Below are 15,886 nucleotides of genomic sequence, written 5' to 3'. Positions count from 1 at the left end.
CGTTTACTCTGCCGCATAGAGCCCTTCGTAGATTGGCCCCAGCGTCTTGTGATCAAACAGCGATGAAACCGATGTGCCATTCCAGGTGTTCAGGATTGCCTGCGCAAACATCGGTGCGGTTGGCACAATGCGGATATTCTTGCAGTTTTTTACAGCCTCGGACGCTTGAATCGTATCGGTGATCACAAGGCTTTTCATGACGGATTTGGAGACGCGATCCACCGCGGGGCCGGACAGCACACCGTGTGTGATATAAGAATGCACTTCCTTTGCGCCGTTTTCCATCAGCACCTCGGCGGCTTTGCAAAGCGTGCTTAGCCGTATCGACGATGTCATCCACGATCACACAGACTTTGCCTTTCACGTCGCCAATCACGGTCATTTCAGCAACCTCACCCGGCTTGCCGCGGCGTTTGTCGACGATCGACAGCGGTGCTCCGATCCGCTGTGCCAGATCACGGGCGCGGGCCACGCCGCCGACGTCAGGAGAGACGACCATAACATCACCCATCTTGCCCCGGAAGTTATGCATCGCATCCAGCGCGTAGATCGGCGAAGCATAGAGGTTATCCACGGGAATATCGAAAAAACCCTGAATTTGCGTTGCGTGCAAATCCAGGGTCAAAACGCGTTCTATGCCAGCTTCTACGATCATATTCGACACCAGCTTGGCCGTGATCGGGGTGCGCGCCTTTGATCGACGATCCTGGCGGGCATATCCGAAGTAGGGGATTACCGCGGTGATCCGGGCCGCAGATGAGCGGCGTAGCGCGTCGGCGATAATCAGCAGTTCCATCAGATTGTCGTTGGCGGGGTTCGAGGTTGGCTGGACGATGAACATATCCTCGCCGCGCACGTTCTCGAACACCTCAACAAAGATCTCACCATCATTAAACCGTTCGACCCGCGCATCACATAGTCCGACCTCCATGCCCCGGTGCATCGACATGCGACGCGCGATGGATGTGGCGAGAGGCTGATTGGCGTTTCCTGCAATCAGCTTGGGCTCGATCATTGTGGGCATTGGAAGGGGTCCTTTGGCAGAAGGGCTGCTACACCGATGTAACAGAATCGTGGCGTTGACACCGCCTAGCACAAGCTTACCGTTCCGCAAAGAATTCAGCTGCCCAAGGAGCCGCAAAATGCCCCATATCGACTATTACTTCGCTACCCTTTCACCGTTTACATACCTCAGCGGGACGCGACCGGCAGAAATTGCGAAAAAACATGGGGCCACGATCACGTACAAACCGCTGGATATCATGGGGCTGTTTGGTCGGACGGGCGGTGTGCCACCCAAAGACCGCCACCCCAACCGGCAGGAATACCGCCTGCAGGATATGGCGCGCCGGTCCAAGCTGTTGGGCAAATCACTGAACCTGAAGCCGATGTTCTGGCCGACGAACGGCGCGCCTTCGGCCTATGCGATTATCGCGGCGCAGAATGCGGGTGCGGATGTGGCCGAACTCGTAACGGCATTTGGGGCGGCCTGCTGGGCGGAAGAACGTGACATTAGCCAGGACGAGGTTGTGCGCGATTGTTTGGAAAAATGCGGTCTCGATCCGGCGTTGGCCGACAAGGATATGCTGACGGCGGCCGATACCTTTGCCAAAAACCTTGAAGACGCGGTCAGTGCGGGTGCGTTTGGTGCGCCCTTCTTCATCACCGACACGAATGAGCGCTTTTGGGGTGAAGACCGGATCGTCGATCTGGATGCGTATTTGTCTGGCAAAATCTAATGCCTGACGTTTCAGGGCATTATGTCCATGCTGTCACGATGGGCGATGGTGCGCCCACCGTGATGATCCATTGTGCCTTGTCCAGTCACACGCCATTGCTGCCTTTGGCAAATGCTGTTGACGGGCAGGTCACGCTGATCGACCTGCCCGGGCATGGCCGCAGTGATGACTGGGACGGCAAGCCTGATTATCAGACACTTGTGATGGATGCTGCGGCTGCCTGCTGTGATGGACCAACCCATTTGATCGGGCATTCCTTTGGAGCTACCGCCGCCTTGCGTCTGGCTGTTGAACGTCCAGATCTGGTCAGCCGTTTGACCCTGATCGAACCGGTCTACTTTGCAGCAGCCAAAAGCACGCCGGAACACGCCCAGCACGCCAAGGACTTCCGCCCCTTCGTTAGTGCAATGCTGGCAGGGGATGAGGCGCGGGCGGCGGCGGTCTTTAATGATCTCTGGGGTGCCGCCGCTTGGGCAGATACCCCAGCGCGTTTGCAAGACAAACTGACCCGCCGCATTCATTTGATCGTGGCAGGGGCCGCCCCGATTGAGGAAGACGCAGCCGGGATCACATCAGCGGAGCGCCTCGGTACGGTAAATGCCTCTGTGACCTTGATCCGGGGCACAGATACCCAACCCGTGATCAGGGCCATCCATGATACGCTGTTGGCGCGTCTGCCAATGGCAACCGATCACGAGATTGCGGGTGCTGCCCATATGGTGCCAATCACGCATGCCGAAGACGTCGCCGCGATTATCCGTGCAGCAGATCAAGAAACTGGCTGACACCTTCCTCAGTCATCGACCAATCGCAAACGAGCCGCCCAATCAGCGGTTCGTCTGGATTACCAACCTCATGGTCGCCATTCATCACGTAGTAGACGGCACCAGCATCCAGCATACGCTTATGCTCGCGACGCTGCATCTCGAAAAAGATCATATTGGCTTGCGGTTCAAACAGCATCGTGACGGTGTTGTGCTTGCGCAGCCCCTCAGCCAGTTGCGTGCAGCGCGCGTTCGCTGACCGCGCCATATCCAGCCACAGCCCGTCAGCCAGATAGGCCTGCATCTGGGCAGACAAGTAGCGGTGCTTGGACAACAAATGCCCGCCCCTCTTGCGCCGCAACTCGAATTCCCAAGCGATCTCTGGGTTGAAGATCACGCAGGCTTCAACGCCGAGCGCTCCGTTCTTGGTGCCGCCAAAGCTGACCGTATCGACGCCCGCTTTCCACGTCATCTCAGCCGGTGTGCAATCAAGCGCCGTCAACGCATTGGCAAAACGCGCCCCATCCAGATGGGTTTGCATGTCAAACTCCTGCGCGGTGGCGGTCAGCGCGCGGATTTCGTCAAGCGTATAGACTGTCCCTTTTTCGGTTACCTGTGTGATCGACAACGGGCCTCTTTGGGGGCCATGCACGCCACGGTTTTCTTCCCCAAGGATTTTCTGGCGCAAGCCTTCTGGCGTCATTTTGCCATCTACTGATGGCACCAAAGTCAGCTTGGCCCCGGTAAAGAACTCGGGCGCGTTGCATTCGTCCTCATGGATATGCGCGCAATCGGTACAGAAGATGGTTTCCCAGGGCTTCGTCATCGCCGCCAACAGCACCGAATTGGCAGCGGTGCCATTGATGATCAGGTAAACGGCGGCCTCTGGTGCTTCAAAAACCTCGCGCAGCTGCGCACGCACGTCATCCATGATCGGATCGGCGCCATAGCCCATGGCATAGCCCTGATTGGCAGTCATCAGCGCTTCCATCACTTTTGGATGGGCCGGGCCCGCATTGTCTGAAGCAAAATACATCTAAAGTGGCTCCTCGATGATATGGTCGTCCCAGTCATCTTCATCGACGTTTATCTCGGGGATCGTCATGCCTTTGACCGACACGCCAGCGTCATGCACCGACGCCGGATCGCCCGAGATCAGCGGGTGCCAATCGTAGAGCGGACGGCCTTCGTAAACCAAGCGATAGCCACAGGTCATGGGCAGCCAATACAGGTTGTCGGCGATGGTTTTGGGTGTCAGCACGATGCATTCGGGCACGTAGCGGTGGCGGTTGGTGTAGTTGCTGCACAGGCAGCTTTCACCGTCCAACAGGCGACAGGCGATGCGGGTCAGGGCGACCGTGCCATCGTCATCCTCCAGCTTGTTCAGGCAGCATTTGCCACAGCCATCACAAAGCGCTTCCCACTCCTGTTGGCTCAGCTTCGCCATCGGTTTGGTTTCCCAAAACCGTGGGGCCAGGCCGTCGCGGGGGATTTCAGCGGACATCGGCGAGAATCTGTCGCGCGGTGACACAGTCGGCGTCCATCTGCGTGATCAGCGCGTCAAGCCCGTCAAACTTTAGTTCAGGGCGCAGAAAATCGACCAAAGCGACCGAAAGGGTGGTGCCGTAAAGGTCGCCCTTGAAATCAAAGATGAAGGTTTCGCAATTGGCGGTATTCTCACCAAACATCGGGCGGACACCGATCGACGCGGCGCCGTCATATGTTCCTGTATGCGGCCCATCCAGCACATCAATCTTCACCGCATAAACCCCAAACTTGGGCGGATGCAGGCCTGTGATGGACATATTCGCGGTTGGATACCCAAGATAACGGCCGCGTTGATCACCACGAATGACCTCACCCTCAATTCGGTGCCAGTGACCCAGCATCGCAGCGGCGTCACGCGGCTTGCCGTCGGTCAGGGCCTGGCGGATCGCAGTCGACGACACATTGGCCGTATCGATGGCGACGATCGGGGCAATGGTGACGCCGAAACCCATTTCTGCGCCGAAGGCCTGCAGGTCTTTTACGGTTCCGGCGCGACCTTTGCCAAAACAAAAATCCGCGCCAACGACCACATGTTTGAGGCCCAGTTGATCGTGGATGATCGTTTGCGCAAACTCACGGGGGGTCAACCCAGCGAGGGCGGCATTGAAGGGCACTTCGTAGAGCTTTTCGACACCAAGCTTGGCCAGACGATTGGCGCGTGCTTCGGCGTTCATCAGGCGGAACGGCTTGGGATCGCGGGAAAAATAGCTGCGCGGATGCGGTTCAAACGTCATGATGCCCAAAGGCGCGTTCGCGTCCTTTGCCGCCTTGCGTGTCAGATCAATGACGGCCTGATGCCCGATATGCACACCATCGAAATTGCCAATCGCCGCGGCAGCGCCACGGTCGGATGGATCAACGAAAACGGTGTCACGAATGATATGCATGGCTTTGCGTAGCGGACGGCGCAGGGCCGTGCAAGCATCGCTTATCAGCCCTTGCAGGCTTCTTCGCGCAGAAAGCGGAACGCTTGATAAGCGCTAGTCGAATTTCCGGGATGGTGCGAGCACGGTCGCATCGCCAACCAGCACCTTCTTGTCGTTCACGAGGCAGCGTGTGTTCATGGTCACACGGCGCTTGGAATGGTCGATTTCGGTCACTTCGACCTCTGCCAGAACCATATCGCCGGGGCGTACAGGGGCGAGGAATTTCAGGCTTTGGCCCAGGTACACCGTACCGTGCCCGGGCAGTTGTTCGCCAATCACAGCGCTGACCAATCCTGCTGTCAGCATGCCATGCGCGATGCGCCCGCCAAAGATCGTATCCTGCGCATAGTCCTCATCCAGATGCACGGGGTTCCGATCCGTCGAGACATCGGCAAACATCTCAATATCACGATCCGTAATCACCTTGCGCAGCGACCGGGTCATGCCGATTTCGATATCTTCGATACAGATCGTCCCGCGGGGTGCGTTGTCCAACATGTCCGGCTCCATAAAGCAACAAAAATTCCACTAATACAGTGATATTGAAATTTTATTACTTCGCGGATGCAGAAAAATCAAGTGATTCCTCTAGCGTAGTTGCCCGATTGTGTAGGTGGCGCTCATCTGTTCGCTTTGCAGATAGGCGTTGAGCGCATCTGGGTCGGGCTGACGGTCTGTTTTGGTCTCAGCAGCGGCCAAGCCACCCGAAATAAACAGCGCGTCGATGTCTTCTTGGACGGCACCCAGAATATCGGTGCCTATCCCGTCGCCTATCCCGATGATGCGTGGATCGGATGGGGCATTGGGCAATGCCGCAAGCCTGCGGCGCGCGAGATCGTAGATGGGCGGGTGGGGTTTGCCAAAATAGAGGCTCTCGCCACCCATTTCGGTATAAAGTGCAGCCAAAGCGCCTGCGCACCATTCACGCACCTCGCCCCGGTCAACAATGATATCCGGGTTGGCGCAAAGCAGCTTGAGCCCTTTGGTCTTTGCGTAGAGGAACTCGGGCCGGTTGATGTTAACATCGGCCAGTGGATCAAAGGGACCGCAGCAGACAATGCCTTCAGCCTCCTCCAGGGGTACTTTTTGGATGTTTGCCGGATCATCAATGATCTTCAGCGGCTTGAAGAAATCATCATCACGCGGACTTTCCCCCATGAACCAAATCTTCTCACCCACAATCCCCCGAAACATTGCCGCGCGCGCACTGTCGCCCGAGGTCGCAATCGCATCCCAGGCATCATCCGGCACACCCAGCCCATTGATCTGACGCGCCACACTGTCCCATGGGCGGGGGAATTGGTGACAAGCACGACAACACCCCCTGCGGCGCGGTATTTCTGCATGGCGGTGACGGCCTCTGGCAAGGCCGCTACGCCGTTGTGCATACAGCCCCAAAGGTCCACGAAAGCGGCGTCATACTGACCTGAAATGTCGGCGAATTGGTCGATAATCTGGGTCATAAGGCGGCCTTTTGAGCGGATGTTCAGGGTGCAGTGATCAGACCTTCAGTGCCGGGATGATCTGTTTCTTCCGGCTCATGATGCCGGGCAGAACAACGCTGTCGCCCTCGACCGTGGCATCAAAGGATTTCTCAGCGACGGTTTTGACCATGTCATTGGGGATCAGCATGGTGGCTTCTTCCTTGATGATGTCCACCACGAAGAGCAGAACTTCATCTACCTTGTCGGTCTTCGCGACTTTGGGCATTTCTTTTATCAGCGCATCTTTGCGGTCCAGCACGATCTGCGGCGCTGTGGTCTCAAGCACCGAGACGCGGAACTTCTTGCCGTCGACTTCGTATTCCTTGCTGTCCATGCGCAACAACTCGGCGTCAGAGAAGGCCGAGACATCAGATTTCGCCTCAAACATCTCACTCGCGTAGGCTTCGATGTCGACGCCAAGGTCTTTGGCGAGGTTTTCGGCCAAATCCTTGTCTATCTCTGTTGTTGTGGGCGAGCGGAAGGCCAGCGTGTCGGACAGGATGCATGACAGCATTAGCCCTTTGATCCCTTCGGGCATATGCCCCGCGTGTTCGCCCATCATCTGATGCATGATGGTGGCGGTGCAGGCCAAGGGGCGCACGGTGATGTTGATCGGGTTCTTTGTCTCTAACCCGCCCGCCAGCTTGTGGTGGTCGATGACCGCCAGCACATCGGCGTTGTTGATGTTGGCAGGCAGTTCGGCGGGGTTGTTGGTGTCGACGATGACGCAGGATTGGTCGTCTTCAACATCGGCAATGATCTCGGGCAGGTCAAAGCCCCAGCGCTTGGTCACAAATGTCGCTTCGGTGTTCGGGTCACCCAGCAGGGCCGCCTTCGCCTCAATCCCGGTATGGTTCAGGAACCATTCCCAGATCAGCGGTGATCCGGTGCTGTCGGTGTCGGGGGATTTGTGGCCAAATACGAGCGTTGTCATGGGTGTCACTTTCAATGGGATCAGATTTGGCCCGTATATAGAAGCGTGCGTTCTGAGTGTCACCCCATGGTGTCTGTTTGACCGACAGGTGGCGGTGATGTACATTCGGGGCACTCAAAAGGAGGACGCTGACAATGGACAAGCACGCTTAAACCGCCCGCATTGATCCCACGTAATCCACTTTGAGGAGCACCCTGACAATGGACATGACGCAGTAACGCCGTTTGGCGCACCGCCGGGCCGTTTGGTCCTATGACCACTTTCAGACGAGAGGTGCACAAGATGCCCCGCAAAACAGCAAAACCCCGCAAGCCGGGTCTGAACCCTATGCCTGCAACCAAAAATCGTCGTGCCGCGCGACCCGACCCCAAGGGTGCACCCCGCACGCCGTCAGCCATAAACCGCGACAAGCGGTTTGATCGCCGACCACCAAAGTTCCCCGGGCGTTTGGGCGGCAGATAGCAAACGGGCCCCGCTGCCGATGGTGGCGGGGCTTGTCACGGCATGGTTTTTCCATTTGGCTGCGCGCGAAGGAGACTCGATGCCACGTGAGGCTGACTTATACCCCCCGATCAAAGCCTACCTGCAAAGGCAAGGCTACGAGGTGAAGGGCGAAGTTGGCGCTGCCGATGTCGTTGGGCGCCGCGGCGACTATCTGGTGGTGGTTGAGCTGAAACTGGGGTTTTCGCTGGCGCTGTTTCATCAGGGGGTGGAACGGCTTTTGACCACCGACCATGTCTATCTGGCCGTGCCGTCTGGCGGCAAAGCGAAGGCGCTGAAAGCGAATGTGAAATTGGCCCGCCGCGCTGGCTTGGGTGTTCTGACCGTGCGGTTGCGTGATGGGTATGTAGAGGTTCTGGCCGACCCGGGGCCTTATGCTGCACGGCAATCGCAGAAGAAAAAGACCCGTCTGTTGCGGGCCTTTGAGCGCTTGCAGGGCGACCCCAACGATGGCGGTGCCACACGGCATGGGATCATCACGGGCTACCGGCAGGATGCGTTGCGCTGCGCGCGGTTCTTGGCAGTACATGGGCCGTCAAAGGGGGCCAAGGTCAAGGAATGGACCGAAGTGCCGCAGGCCACACAAATCATGGCGGCGGATCACTATGGCTGGTTCATTCGGGTGTCGCGTGGCGTGTACGATTTGACGGATGTGGGCCGCAAAGGGTTGGCTGACTATGGGGACGTTTGAGGCACCTTAATCGATGCGCGTGATGGCCCAGCCTTCGTTTTCCAAGAGTTGTAACACACCGCTTTCGCCGATCAGGTGGCCCGCACCGACAGCCACGACAATGTCGTCATGGGTTTCAGAGGCTTCGGCAATCACCGGAATCCAGTTGCGGTTTCGGGTGTTCAGCAGGGATTCTTCCATTTCATCGAACATCGCCGTGGCCTCGGCAGGGTCCAGATCTGGAACGTCCGACAACGCGATGCGCGACATCTCCCACAACCGCCCGATGTCTTCGGCGAAGTAACGATCCAGCATCGCAACGAACATTTGCTCTTGCAGATCGGGCACCAGCATATTCACGCGCAGCATATCAATCTGTTCGTCAAAGCTGTCATCCTCAAAAAGGTCAAACAAAGTCGTATAGGGCTCAACCGCCTGCATGGGTACACCAGCGGCTTCGGCCTCTTGAATGATCATATGGTCTAAACCGCGTGCACCTGCCATCATGTCGGACATCGCGCAAGACGGTACGGCAAGGGTCAATGACAGATACCAAGGCTGCATCTTCGCAGCCATGAACGATGGGATACCCCGTTCGCTGGCGGCGGCGGAGATTAACTGCCACGTCTCTTCGTCCACCAATTCAGGCAATGTTGGACCATCTACGATGAAAAGGCGGCTGGGATCTGTCGTGATCAGGTTTTGAAGCGCAGCTTCTTCTTCCGGGGTTGCCTCCAGCATCACCAGATCGGCGGATGCAACCGTGTCGACCAACTCGGCACGCAATTCCTCCAGACGCGGGTCATAAATGTGCATCGTGCCAACGACGGTGATTGAGGCATCCTCCTTCGTCGCTGTCCAAGTCAGCCCTTCGGCGTAAGGCATGTGTGCGACGGCCGCTGACAATTCAGCGTGCTGGTCCGGCGTCATGCGGTCGAGGTAGCTTTCGCCGACGCAGGCCGCGGCCACAGGCAACGCCGTCAGGGTGAAAAGAACTGATGCGGCGGAACGAAGGAACATGCGCCATCCTTTGTGTGATTGTCTTAGATACAGGTAAGGGCTCCGCGCCGAGGGTCAATTCCCTCAGACGCGGTTTTCCATGATCATACGTTGACCCGCCCGGATCAGCATCCGACCAATGACATCACGCCAGGTGCGTTGTGGCGGCGGTACGACTTGCAAGGTCGTCTGGGGGGCCAGCATAGCACCGCTGGGCAGATGCAGCGCGCCATTGTCGGTGAACGCAGCGGACGACATCGGTATCGGGGGCCAACCTGACGCGCTTGGCCGCAACGCCAGCCGTTCAGGCAAGCTGCGCCGGGTGACAGGTTTCTTGTCACTGTGGTGATGAATATCGGGGCCGATCTTGTGATCGACCATATAAAACGGGGGATGCATGGATGTATCCGATCTTGAATCTCAAGGGAGTGTTTGCTTTGCGCCAGAAGGGCACAACAGCACTGCAACGTGGTGGCTAGCACCAGCGGGTGAGTAGAACCTTTCTTGTCATTGCAGTCTCCTTGATTCGGGGTCGAACAACTGTGGTTTAACCCAACGGTTGTGTTGGACCCAAGGGAAATCTTTCACGACATCCCTATTGGGCAGCATTTGGGTGGATTGTGCCACCGTGAATATCTTGTCACAGATCGCTATGATACAGGGTGCGTTTAGCCAAAGATCAAGAAAACCAGACCAATTGTGCCACCAGCCAGCATCAGTGTGACTTCACCACCCAAGATACCAATAATACGTGCCAACTTACTCACCTTCGCTTCCGTTAATTTATAATTAATCTAGGATCATGGCTGAGTTTTGACGAAAAAGATGAAAATGCGATTAAATTTAGGCAAGGCCCTTTGACAGTGCTGCGGGATTGAGAATCTCGATGCGTTGGCGCGCTGATTTGATCACGCCTTTCTTTGCCAGTTTGCTGATCGACCGGCTGACCATTTCCCGGTTGGCCCCGATGTATCCCGCAATCTCTACATGGGTCGGGGCGTCTTCGATCACGGCACCTTGGGTCAGTTTGCCTCGCTCTGCCGCCAGTCGCAGCAAAAATTTGCCGACACGCTGTTCGACGGACAATGTTGTCATTTCCATGTTGCGTCGGGTTAATGTGCGGATACGACCGATCAGATTATGGGTGATCCTTTCCCGGATCAAAGGCACTTCATTGAACAACTGCAAAAGGCTCTCGCGCTGCATGGCCAGCACCTTGGCTTCTGTCTTGGCGACAACCGCTAGAGACCGTGGCGTGCCATCAAATGCGGCCAGCTCCCCAAAGTAAGCGCCGATGGGGAATCGTGAAAAGACGATCTCGCGCCCTTGTATTGTCCAGAACACCGCCAAGAGAGAACCGGACAACAAGAAATAGAGATCGTAGGATGTATCTTCCTGATCAAAAATCGTTTGCCACGGTTCGAGGGTTTGCTCCTTCACCCCCAGCGCAATATCGGCGATATCGGCGGGCTTGATACCCTCGAATAGCGGCAGATCATAGCTGAGTAGTTTTTCAGGTGTCATGCGGGTCCAGCCGTTTCTGAGCGGCAATCAATTCGGGTGGTTGTGCGGCAGGGTCAAAGCGGCTCAGGGCCCGGCGCAGCGGAGCATCGGCGATTTCACCTGCCCGGTGCTGATCCAAGCGCACACGCAATAGCCACAAATGCGCATTTTGTGTCTGCGCAATATTGGCCGCCTTCTTTCGAAACCTTGCGGCGCCGGTTGTTGCGCCGCGTTGCGCACAGATACGTGCATGCAGGCGCAGCACCTCCGGGTGCCAGCAATGCAGCCCGCTTGATTCACTGTCGCGGATGGCCTGCAAAGATGCCTGATAAGCATCATCGGCGCGGTCGTGCTTTGCCAAAGCGGTCGCATAATGTGCCCGGAAATACGGCAGCCCAACATGCGCGCCGATGGCTTCATGCGATTTGATTACAGTAGAGAACTGTTCCAACCCTTCAGCGTCGTAGGTTTCTGTCGTGTCCATGACATTCAGCCAGGCAGCACCGGTGACCTGCCAAAATGCGGCGGCCTGCTGTGTTGCAATCTTCAGGCCACGCTGCACGCGGGTGATCGCAGCCTCTGTCCGACCGGCATAATACAGCGGAACCGCGCCCCAGATCAACGCCCATGGCTGCATAACAGGAATGTTCAGCCGCTCTTGGTGGGTATCGGTTTCGGCGACCAATGCGGGCACAATATGCGTATCACCACAGATCGCACGGGCAACGCTTTCAAACATCTGCGCGGCTGCGTAAGTATCGGCACCATACTTTGAGATCATCGTGCCGTGTTGTGCAACATCATAGTCGTTGCGTAAGGCATGAAAGGCAGCCGAGGCCTGATGGAATGCACCTGTATAGAAATGCAGGGACGTATCGACATTCAGTGATGCCAGCCGCAGTTCCTTGGCTTGATCTCCCGCCGGACCCGTGGCCGCCGTATCCTCAAGCATTTCGCTAAATTGTACCGCTGCGGGCATATCGCCCGAAATCACAGCATGGGTAAAACCGCCATAAAACGCCGGTCCGTTACCGGCCGCATATGCGTTTTGATCTTTGGCACGCCGAGCCACTTTCTCAAAGGTTTCTTTCACGGGTGTTGCTGTGAAACCCTGCGTTTGCATGCGAATTGAACCAAGTGCCGTATAGCATGCGATTTCAAGGGCGCTGACGTCCACATCTGCGGGTGCCGTATCGCATAGTGCAACCGCCGCCAGCACGTGCGCCTCGGCATCCTCGAAAGCGCCCTTAAACAGCGCGCTTTGGCTGACCGACAAATAGCACTGGATTGCAGGGGCATGCTGTTCTGCCCGGCGGAGGTGTTCAGCCAAAAGGGCTGGATCACGCTGAATGGCCGCTGGGTGATCATCCTGCAAATGCGCCGCAATCTGCGCATGATGTTTCACCCGCACCGGTCGCAACATGCTGTCATAGGCGGTTTGCTGCAACAGGGCGTGGGCAAACGCCCATGTGCCTTCGGTGACCTTGCGCAACACGCCTTGCTTGCGTGCAGTGTTGAGGTGAGTTTCAAGCGGGCCGTGCTCTGTCGCGATGGCGCCCAGCATCTCAAGATCAAAGCGTACGCCAATCACAGCTGCACATTGCAAGACTGGCTTGGCGGGGCTGGTGTTCTCAATCTGCTGAGCCAATAGATCTTTCAGTGATCCCGGCACATTGCGCCGGCGATTTGGCTGTGCCGCATCGCGCTGGAGCAGTTGCTCGATAAAAAGCGGAATGCCAGCCGCGTGATCAATCATCATCGTCCGCTGATGGGCAGCCATTTTCCCTTGCGACAAGGCATTTAGAAGCTGGGTTGCCTCATTGCTACTCAGCGGCCCAAGCGGGATGGTATTGATCTTTGCTGACGCCAGAAGGGTATTCATCCGTGTGTCGTCACGGCTGGTCAGGACAAGCTGGTAGCTTTCTGCTTCTTTGCTTTGAATGATGTAGTTTAGGACGCCAAGGGTTGCATTGTCCATCCAATGCAAGTCTTCAAAAATCAACAGACCCTGTGGTTGCAGGGTCTGGATCGCATCCCACAAGCTGCGTTCAATTAGCGCCTTGAGGCCTACATTGCTGCGCTCGGTCAAAAGCCGCTGTCCCTGAGGCAAACCCAAGATCAGGGCGAGGGCCAGATGCGCTGTCTCTGTTAAGGTGGAGAATTGCGCTGATACATCAGCAAAGTCAGGTAGGATTGGCTTTGTTTGGCGCAATAGCCACCGGGTGAACGGATAATAGCTCGCGTGCCGATGTACGCCGTCCGCCGCCAAAAAAGTGGTTCGTTCTTCCCGTGCAGCCAATTGTTGAGCAACTGCAGTTTTTCCGATGCCTGCAGGGCCAATCAATAACGCAGGGTCGGCGCTGTCGGCGATCCGCTGCAAAACTCCTGTTCGCCCGACAAAGACTCGCTTTGCGGGAAGCAAAGTGGCGCGGTCCGTCAGCGGTCGAAACAAGGTTTGCTCTTCGGCAAAACCCCGTAATTTTTCGTTTGTGAACTCTTGCGTCGTGATCCGGCCCCGCAGCAAGTCCTGGGTGCTTTGCGCGATCATGACTGTTCCGGGCGCGGCCCTTTCCTGAATGCGCTGGGCCAGCGTTGTGACAATGCCTGTCGCGCGGGTGCGATTGCTGTTCTCATCTGCCGCACGCACCACCGCATCACCTGTTGCAACTCCGGCTCGTAGTTGAAGTTTGATCCCGTTGTCATGATGGCCTGCGTCGATTTTGTCCAGTGCGGCCATCGCGGCCTGAACAGCCTTGGATGCCGCCAGCTCGTCAGCGTGATCCATGCCAAACAGAGCGACAATGCCGTCACCGAGGTACTCCGTCACCTCGCCGTCATGATCTGTTACAATATCGCGGGCCTGCACATAAAACGCCTCAAGCCAGTCCTGCAAATCTTCGGGATCTTTTGTGCTCGCGATTCCACTGAAGCCAACAATATCCATGAACACTGCCGTAATCTGCTTACGCTCACCCGGCAAGGTGGTCGACTTGGACGTGTTGGGGTCGCTCATAAAATCACCTGCCCGCGTAACGGACACACTATAAGTGTGTTTTGCGCGCTTCCAAGCCCGTATTCCGCGTGGTCGGCCTGTTCAGACAAAGTGTCAGGTTTCGGCAACTCGGATGGGTCGCGCCAGATCAGCCAACCGCGCGCCCGGCCCGCCTGCCAGAATGGATGCAGCCCCCCAAAAATGTCCCCTCCAGCGCGTTATTGCCATGATAGCCGCCACCGCCAAAACCTGCAGCTTCGCCTGCCGCATATAGCCCGTCGATGGTTTGCCTACCCGGCGCAAAGACCTTTGCATCCAGATCGGTGTGGATACCGCCCAAGGTCTTGCGCGTCACCACATGCAGCTTCACAGCGATCAGGGGTCCCTTATCGGGATCGAGGATTTTGTGTGGTTTGGCCGTGCGGATCAATTTGTCGCCCAAATAGTTGCGCGCGGTGTGAATGGCACTGACCTGGACGTCCTTGGTGAAAGGATTGTCCATCTGCGCATCCCGGGCTTCGATCTGGGCGCGCAGTTTGGCCGGGTCAATGAGGTTGCCACCCAACTGGTTCATGCCCGCAACCAGCGTGTCAAAGTCGTTCGCGACGACGAAATCCTCACCCTTTTCCTTGAAGGCCTCAACCGCCGGCGTCGCCCCTTTTCCCAGCCGTGCTTGCAGTACGTCTTTCCAGCCACCCTCGGTCAGGTCGAAGTTCTGTTCGGACCCTGAAAGGGCGAACTCTTTCTCGATGATCTTCTGGGTCAGGACGAACCATGTGTGGTTATAACCGCGACGACAGATCTCATGCAGCGTCGACATCGTGTCAAAGCCGGGCATGCAAGGGGCGGGCAGCCTGTCGCCCGTCGCATCGAACCACATCGAGGACGGTCCCGGCAGGATGCGGATCCCGTGATGTGGCCAGATCGGATCCCAGTTTTGTACACCTTCGGTGTAGTGCCACATCCTGTCGGTGTTGATCAGCTCGCCGCCTGCGTCCTTGAGGATGTCCAGCAACAGGCCGTCTACATGTTCAGGCACACCAGAAACCATCTTGTCAGGCAATGGCCCGGATTTGGAGGCATCCCAGTTGCGCCGCACTAAATCGAAGTTCCCGCCAATGCCGCCAGAGGTGACAATCACCTGATCGGCGCGAATATCGAAGCTGTCAATCACATCGCGGTTGGTGGCGGCACCCCGGATCGCGTCATCGGGCGCGAGGATGTCGCCGGTGATGCCTGCGACCTTGCCATTCGTGATATCAAAACCGGTGACGCGGTGGCGGAAACCAAAGGTCACCTTGTCTTGCTTTTCGGCCTCCAGCACACGGCTCTCAAAAGGGCGCAGCACACCGGGGCCAGTGCCCCAAGTGATATGAAAGCGGGGCACCGAATTGCCATGCCCGTTGGCAAAGCTGCCACCGCGCTCGGCCCAGCCGACGACAGGAAACCAGCGCATGCCCAGATCATAAAGCCATGGGCGCATCTCGCCTGCGGCAAATTCCAGATAAGCTTGGGCCCATTGGCGCGGCCAATGATCTTCCGGGCGGTCAAACTGCGCCGATCCCATCCAGTCATTCGTGGCCAGTGCAATGCTGTCTTTTACCCGCATCCGCCGCTGTTCCGGGGTGTCAATCATGCAGAGCCCACCCAGCGACCAGAACGCCTGACCACCCAGGTTCTGGCGCCCTTCCTGATCAAGGATTGTCACGGTCTTACCGCGCGCGACCAATTCGTTTGCCGCAACGAGCCCTGCCAGACCTGCGCCGATGATGATGACATCACTTTGCATTTGATCATCCTCCCATAACGCATCTTTGCGGCTTGGA

At 57.1% G+C, this 15,886-nt stretch carries 13 protein-coding genes and 2 pseudogenes; 3 read left to right on the top strand and 12 right to left on the bottom strand.

Annotated features, from left to right (window positions below; genetic code table 11):
- Nucleotides 1-3: 3 nt before the first annotated feature.
- Nucleotides 4-1,024, bottom strand: a pseudogene (locus QTO30_RS13225) (ribose-phosphate pyrophosphokinase).
- 118 nt (nucleotides 1,025-1,142) lie between these two features.
- Between QTO30_RS13225 and QTO30_RS13220 the strand changes: the two are divergent.
- Together QTO30_RS13220 and QTO30_RS13215 are read left to right on the top strand one after the other, a co-directional pair.
- The gene (locus tag QTO30_RS13220; RefSeq protein WP_340424563.1) at nucleotides 1,143-1,739 is read left to right on the top strand and encodes a 2-hydroxychromene-2-carboxylate isomerase; all 597 of its coding nucleotides are present in this window, start codon (nucleotides 1,143-1,145) and stop codon (nucleotides 1,737-1,739) included.
- Complete coding sequence (locus tag QTO30_RS13215) at nucleotides 1,739-2,524, top strand: alpha/beta fold hydrolase (RefSeq protein WP_340424562.1); 786 nt, start codon at nucleotides 1,739-1,741, stop codon at nucleotides 2,522-2,524. The genes QTO30_RS13220 and QTO30_RS13215 overlap by 1 nt, the downstream gene beginning before the upstream one ends.
- On the opposite strand, the gene QTO30_RS13210 is transcribed toward QTO30_RS13215, so the two are convergent.
- From QTO30_RS13210 to QTO30_RS13185, 6 genes and pseudogenes are all read right to left on the bottom strand, one after another.
- Nucleotides 2,493-3,539, bottom strand: coding sequence for a threonine aldolase family protein (locus QTO30_RS13210; protein ID WP_340424561.1), 1,047 nt, complete (start codon nucleotides 3,537-3,539; stop codon nucleotides 2,493-2,495). The genes QTO30_RS13215 and QTO30_RS13210 overlap by 32 nt on opposite strands.
- On the bottom strand, nucleotides 3,540-4,007 hold the full coding sequence (locus QTO30_RS13205) for a YcgN family cysteine cluster protein (RefSeq protein WP_340424560.1): 468 nt from the start codon (nucleotides 4,005-4,007) through the stop codon (nucleotides 3,540-3,542).
- On the bottom strand, nucleotides 3,997-4,938 hold the full coding sequence (locus tag QTO30_RS13200) for a bifunctional riboflavin kinase/FAD synthetase (protein WP_340424559.1): 942 nt from the start codon (nucleotides 4,936-4,938) through the stop codon (nucleotides 3,997-3,999). The genes QTO30_RS13205 and QTO30_RS13200 overlap by 11 nt, the downstream gene beginning before the upstream one ends.
- A 93-nt stretch (nucleotides 4,939-5,031) precedes the next feature.
- Entirely contained in the window at nucleotides 5,032-5,475 is a 444-nt protein-coding gene (locus QTO30_RS13195; protein ID WP_340424558.1) for a MaoC family dehydratase, read from the bottom strand.
- Between the two features lie 90 nt (nucleotides 5,476-5,565).
- Nucleotides 5,566-6,440: pseudogene (locus QTO30_RS13190) on the bottom strand (TIGR01459 family HAD-type hydrolase).
- 37 nt (nucleotides 6,441-6,477) lie between these two features.
- Nucleotides 6,478-7,395 carry a manganese-dependent inorganic pyrophosphatase gene (locus tag QTO30_RS13185; RefSeq protein WP_340424557.1) on the bottom strand — a complete coding sequence of 306 codons (918 nt, stop codon included), beginning with the start codon at nucleotides 7,393-7,395 and terminating at the stop codon, nucleotides 6,478-6,480.
- Nucleotides 7,396-7,936: 541 nt separating this feature from the next.
- Between QTO30_RS13185 and QTO30_RS13180 the strand changes: the two genes are divergently transcribed.
- Nucleotides 7,937-8,587 carry a DUF2161 domain-containing phosphodiesterase gene (locus tag QTO30_RS13180; RefSeq protein WP_340424556.1) on the top strand — a complete coding sequence of 217 codons (651 nt, stop codon included), beginning with the start codon at nucleotides 7,937-7,939 and terminating at the stop codon, nucleotides 8,585-8,587.
- Nucleotides 8,588-8,593: 6 nt separating this feature from the next.
- Here QTO30_RS13180 and QTO30_RS13175 read toward each other — a convergent pair whose 3' ends face one another.
- The 5 genes from QTO30_RS13175 to QTO30_RS13155 all read right to left on the bottom strand — a co-directional run bounded on the left by QTO30_RS13175 (nucleotide 8,594) and on the right by QTO30_RS13155 (nucleotide 15,849).
- Nucleotides 8,594-9,586, bottom strand: coding sequence for a TraB/GumN family protein (locus QTO30_RS13175; protein ID WP_340424555.1), 993 nt, complete (start codon nucleotides 9,584-9,586; stop codon nucleotides 8,594-8,596).
- Between the two features lie 63 nt (nucleotides 9,587-9,649).
- Entirely contained in the window at nucleotides 9,650-9,964 is a 315-nt protein-coding gene (locus tag QTO30_RS13170; RefSeq protein WP_340424554.1) for a hypothetical protein, read from the bottom strand.
- Nucleotides 9,965-10,408: 444 nt separating this feature from the next.
- Nucleotides 10,409-11,089 (bottom strand): Crp/Fnr family transcriptional regulator, encoded by a 681-nt coding sequence (locus tag QTO30_RS13165; RefSeq protein WP_340424552.1) that lies wholly within the window; start codon nucleotides 11,087-11,089, stop codon nucleotides 10,409-10,411.
- Entirely contained in the window at nucleotides 11,079-14,081 is a 3,003-nt protein-coding gene (locus tag QTO30_RS13160; RefSeq protein WP_340424551.1) for an ATP-binding protein, read from the bottom strand. The genes QTO30_RS13165 and QTO30_RS13160 overlap by 11 nt, the downstream gene beginning before the upstream one ends.
- Before the next feature lie 127 nt (nucleotides 14,082-14,208).
- Nucleotides 14,209-15,849 carry an FAD-binding dehydrogenase gene (locus QTO30_RS13155; RefSeq protein WP_340424550.1) on the bottom strand — a complete coding sequence of 547 codons (1,641 nt, stop codon included), beginning with the start codon at nucleotides 15,847-15,849 and terminating at the stop codon, nucleotides 14,209-14,211.
- Between the last annotated feature and the right edge of the window lie 37 nt (nucleotides 15,850-15,886).

The sequence above is a fragment of the Yoonia sp. GPGPB17 genome (assembly GCF_037892195.1).
Taxonomy (GTDB): Bacteria; Pseudomonadota; Alphaproteobacteria; order Rhodobacterales; family Rhodobacteraceae; genus Yoonia.
The sequence above is the reverse complement of the archived record's forward strand: the minus strand, read 5'-3'. Positions and strand labels throughout refer to the sequence as shown.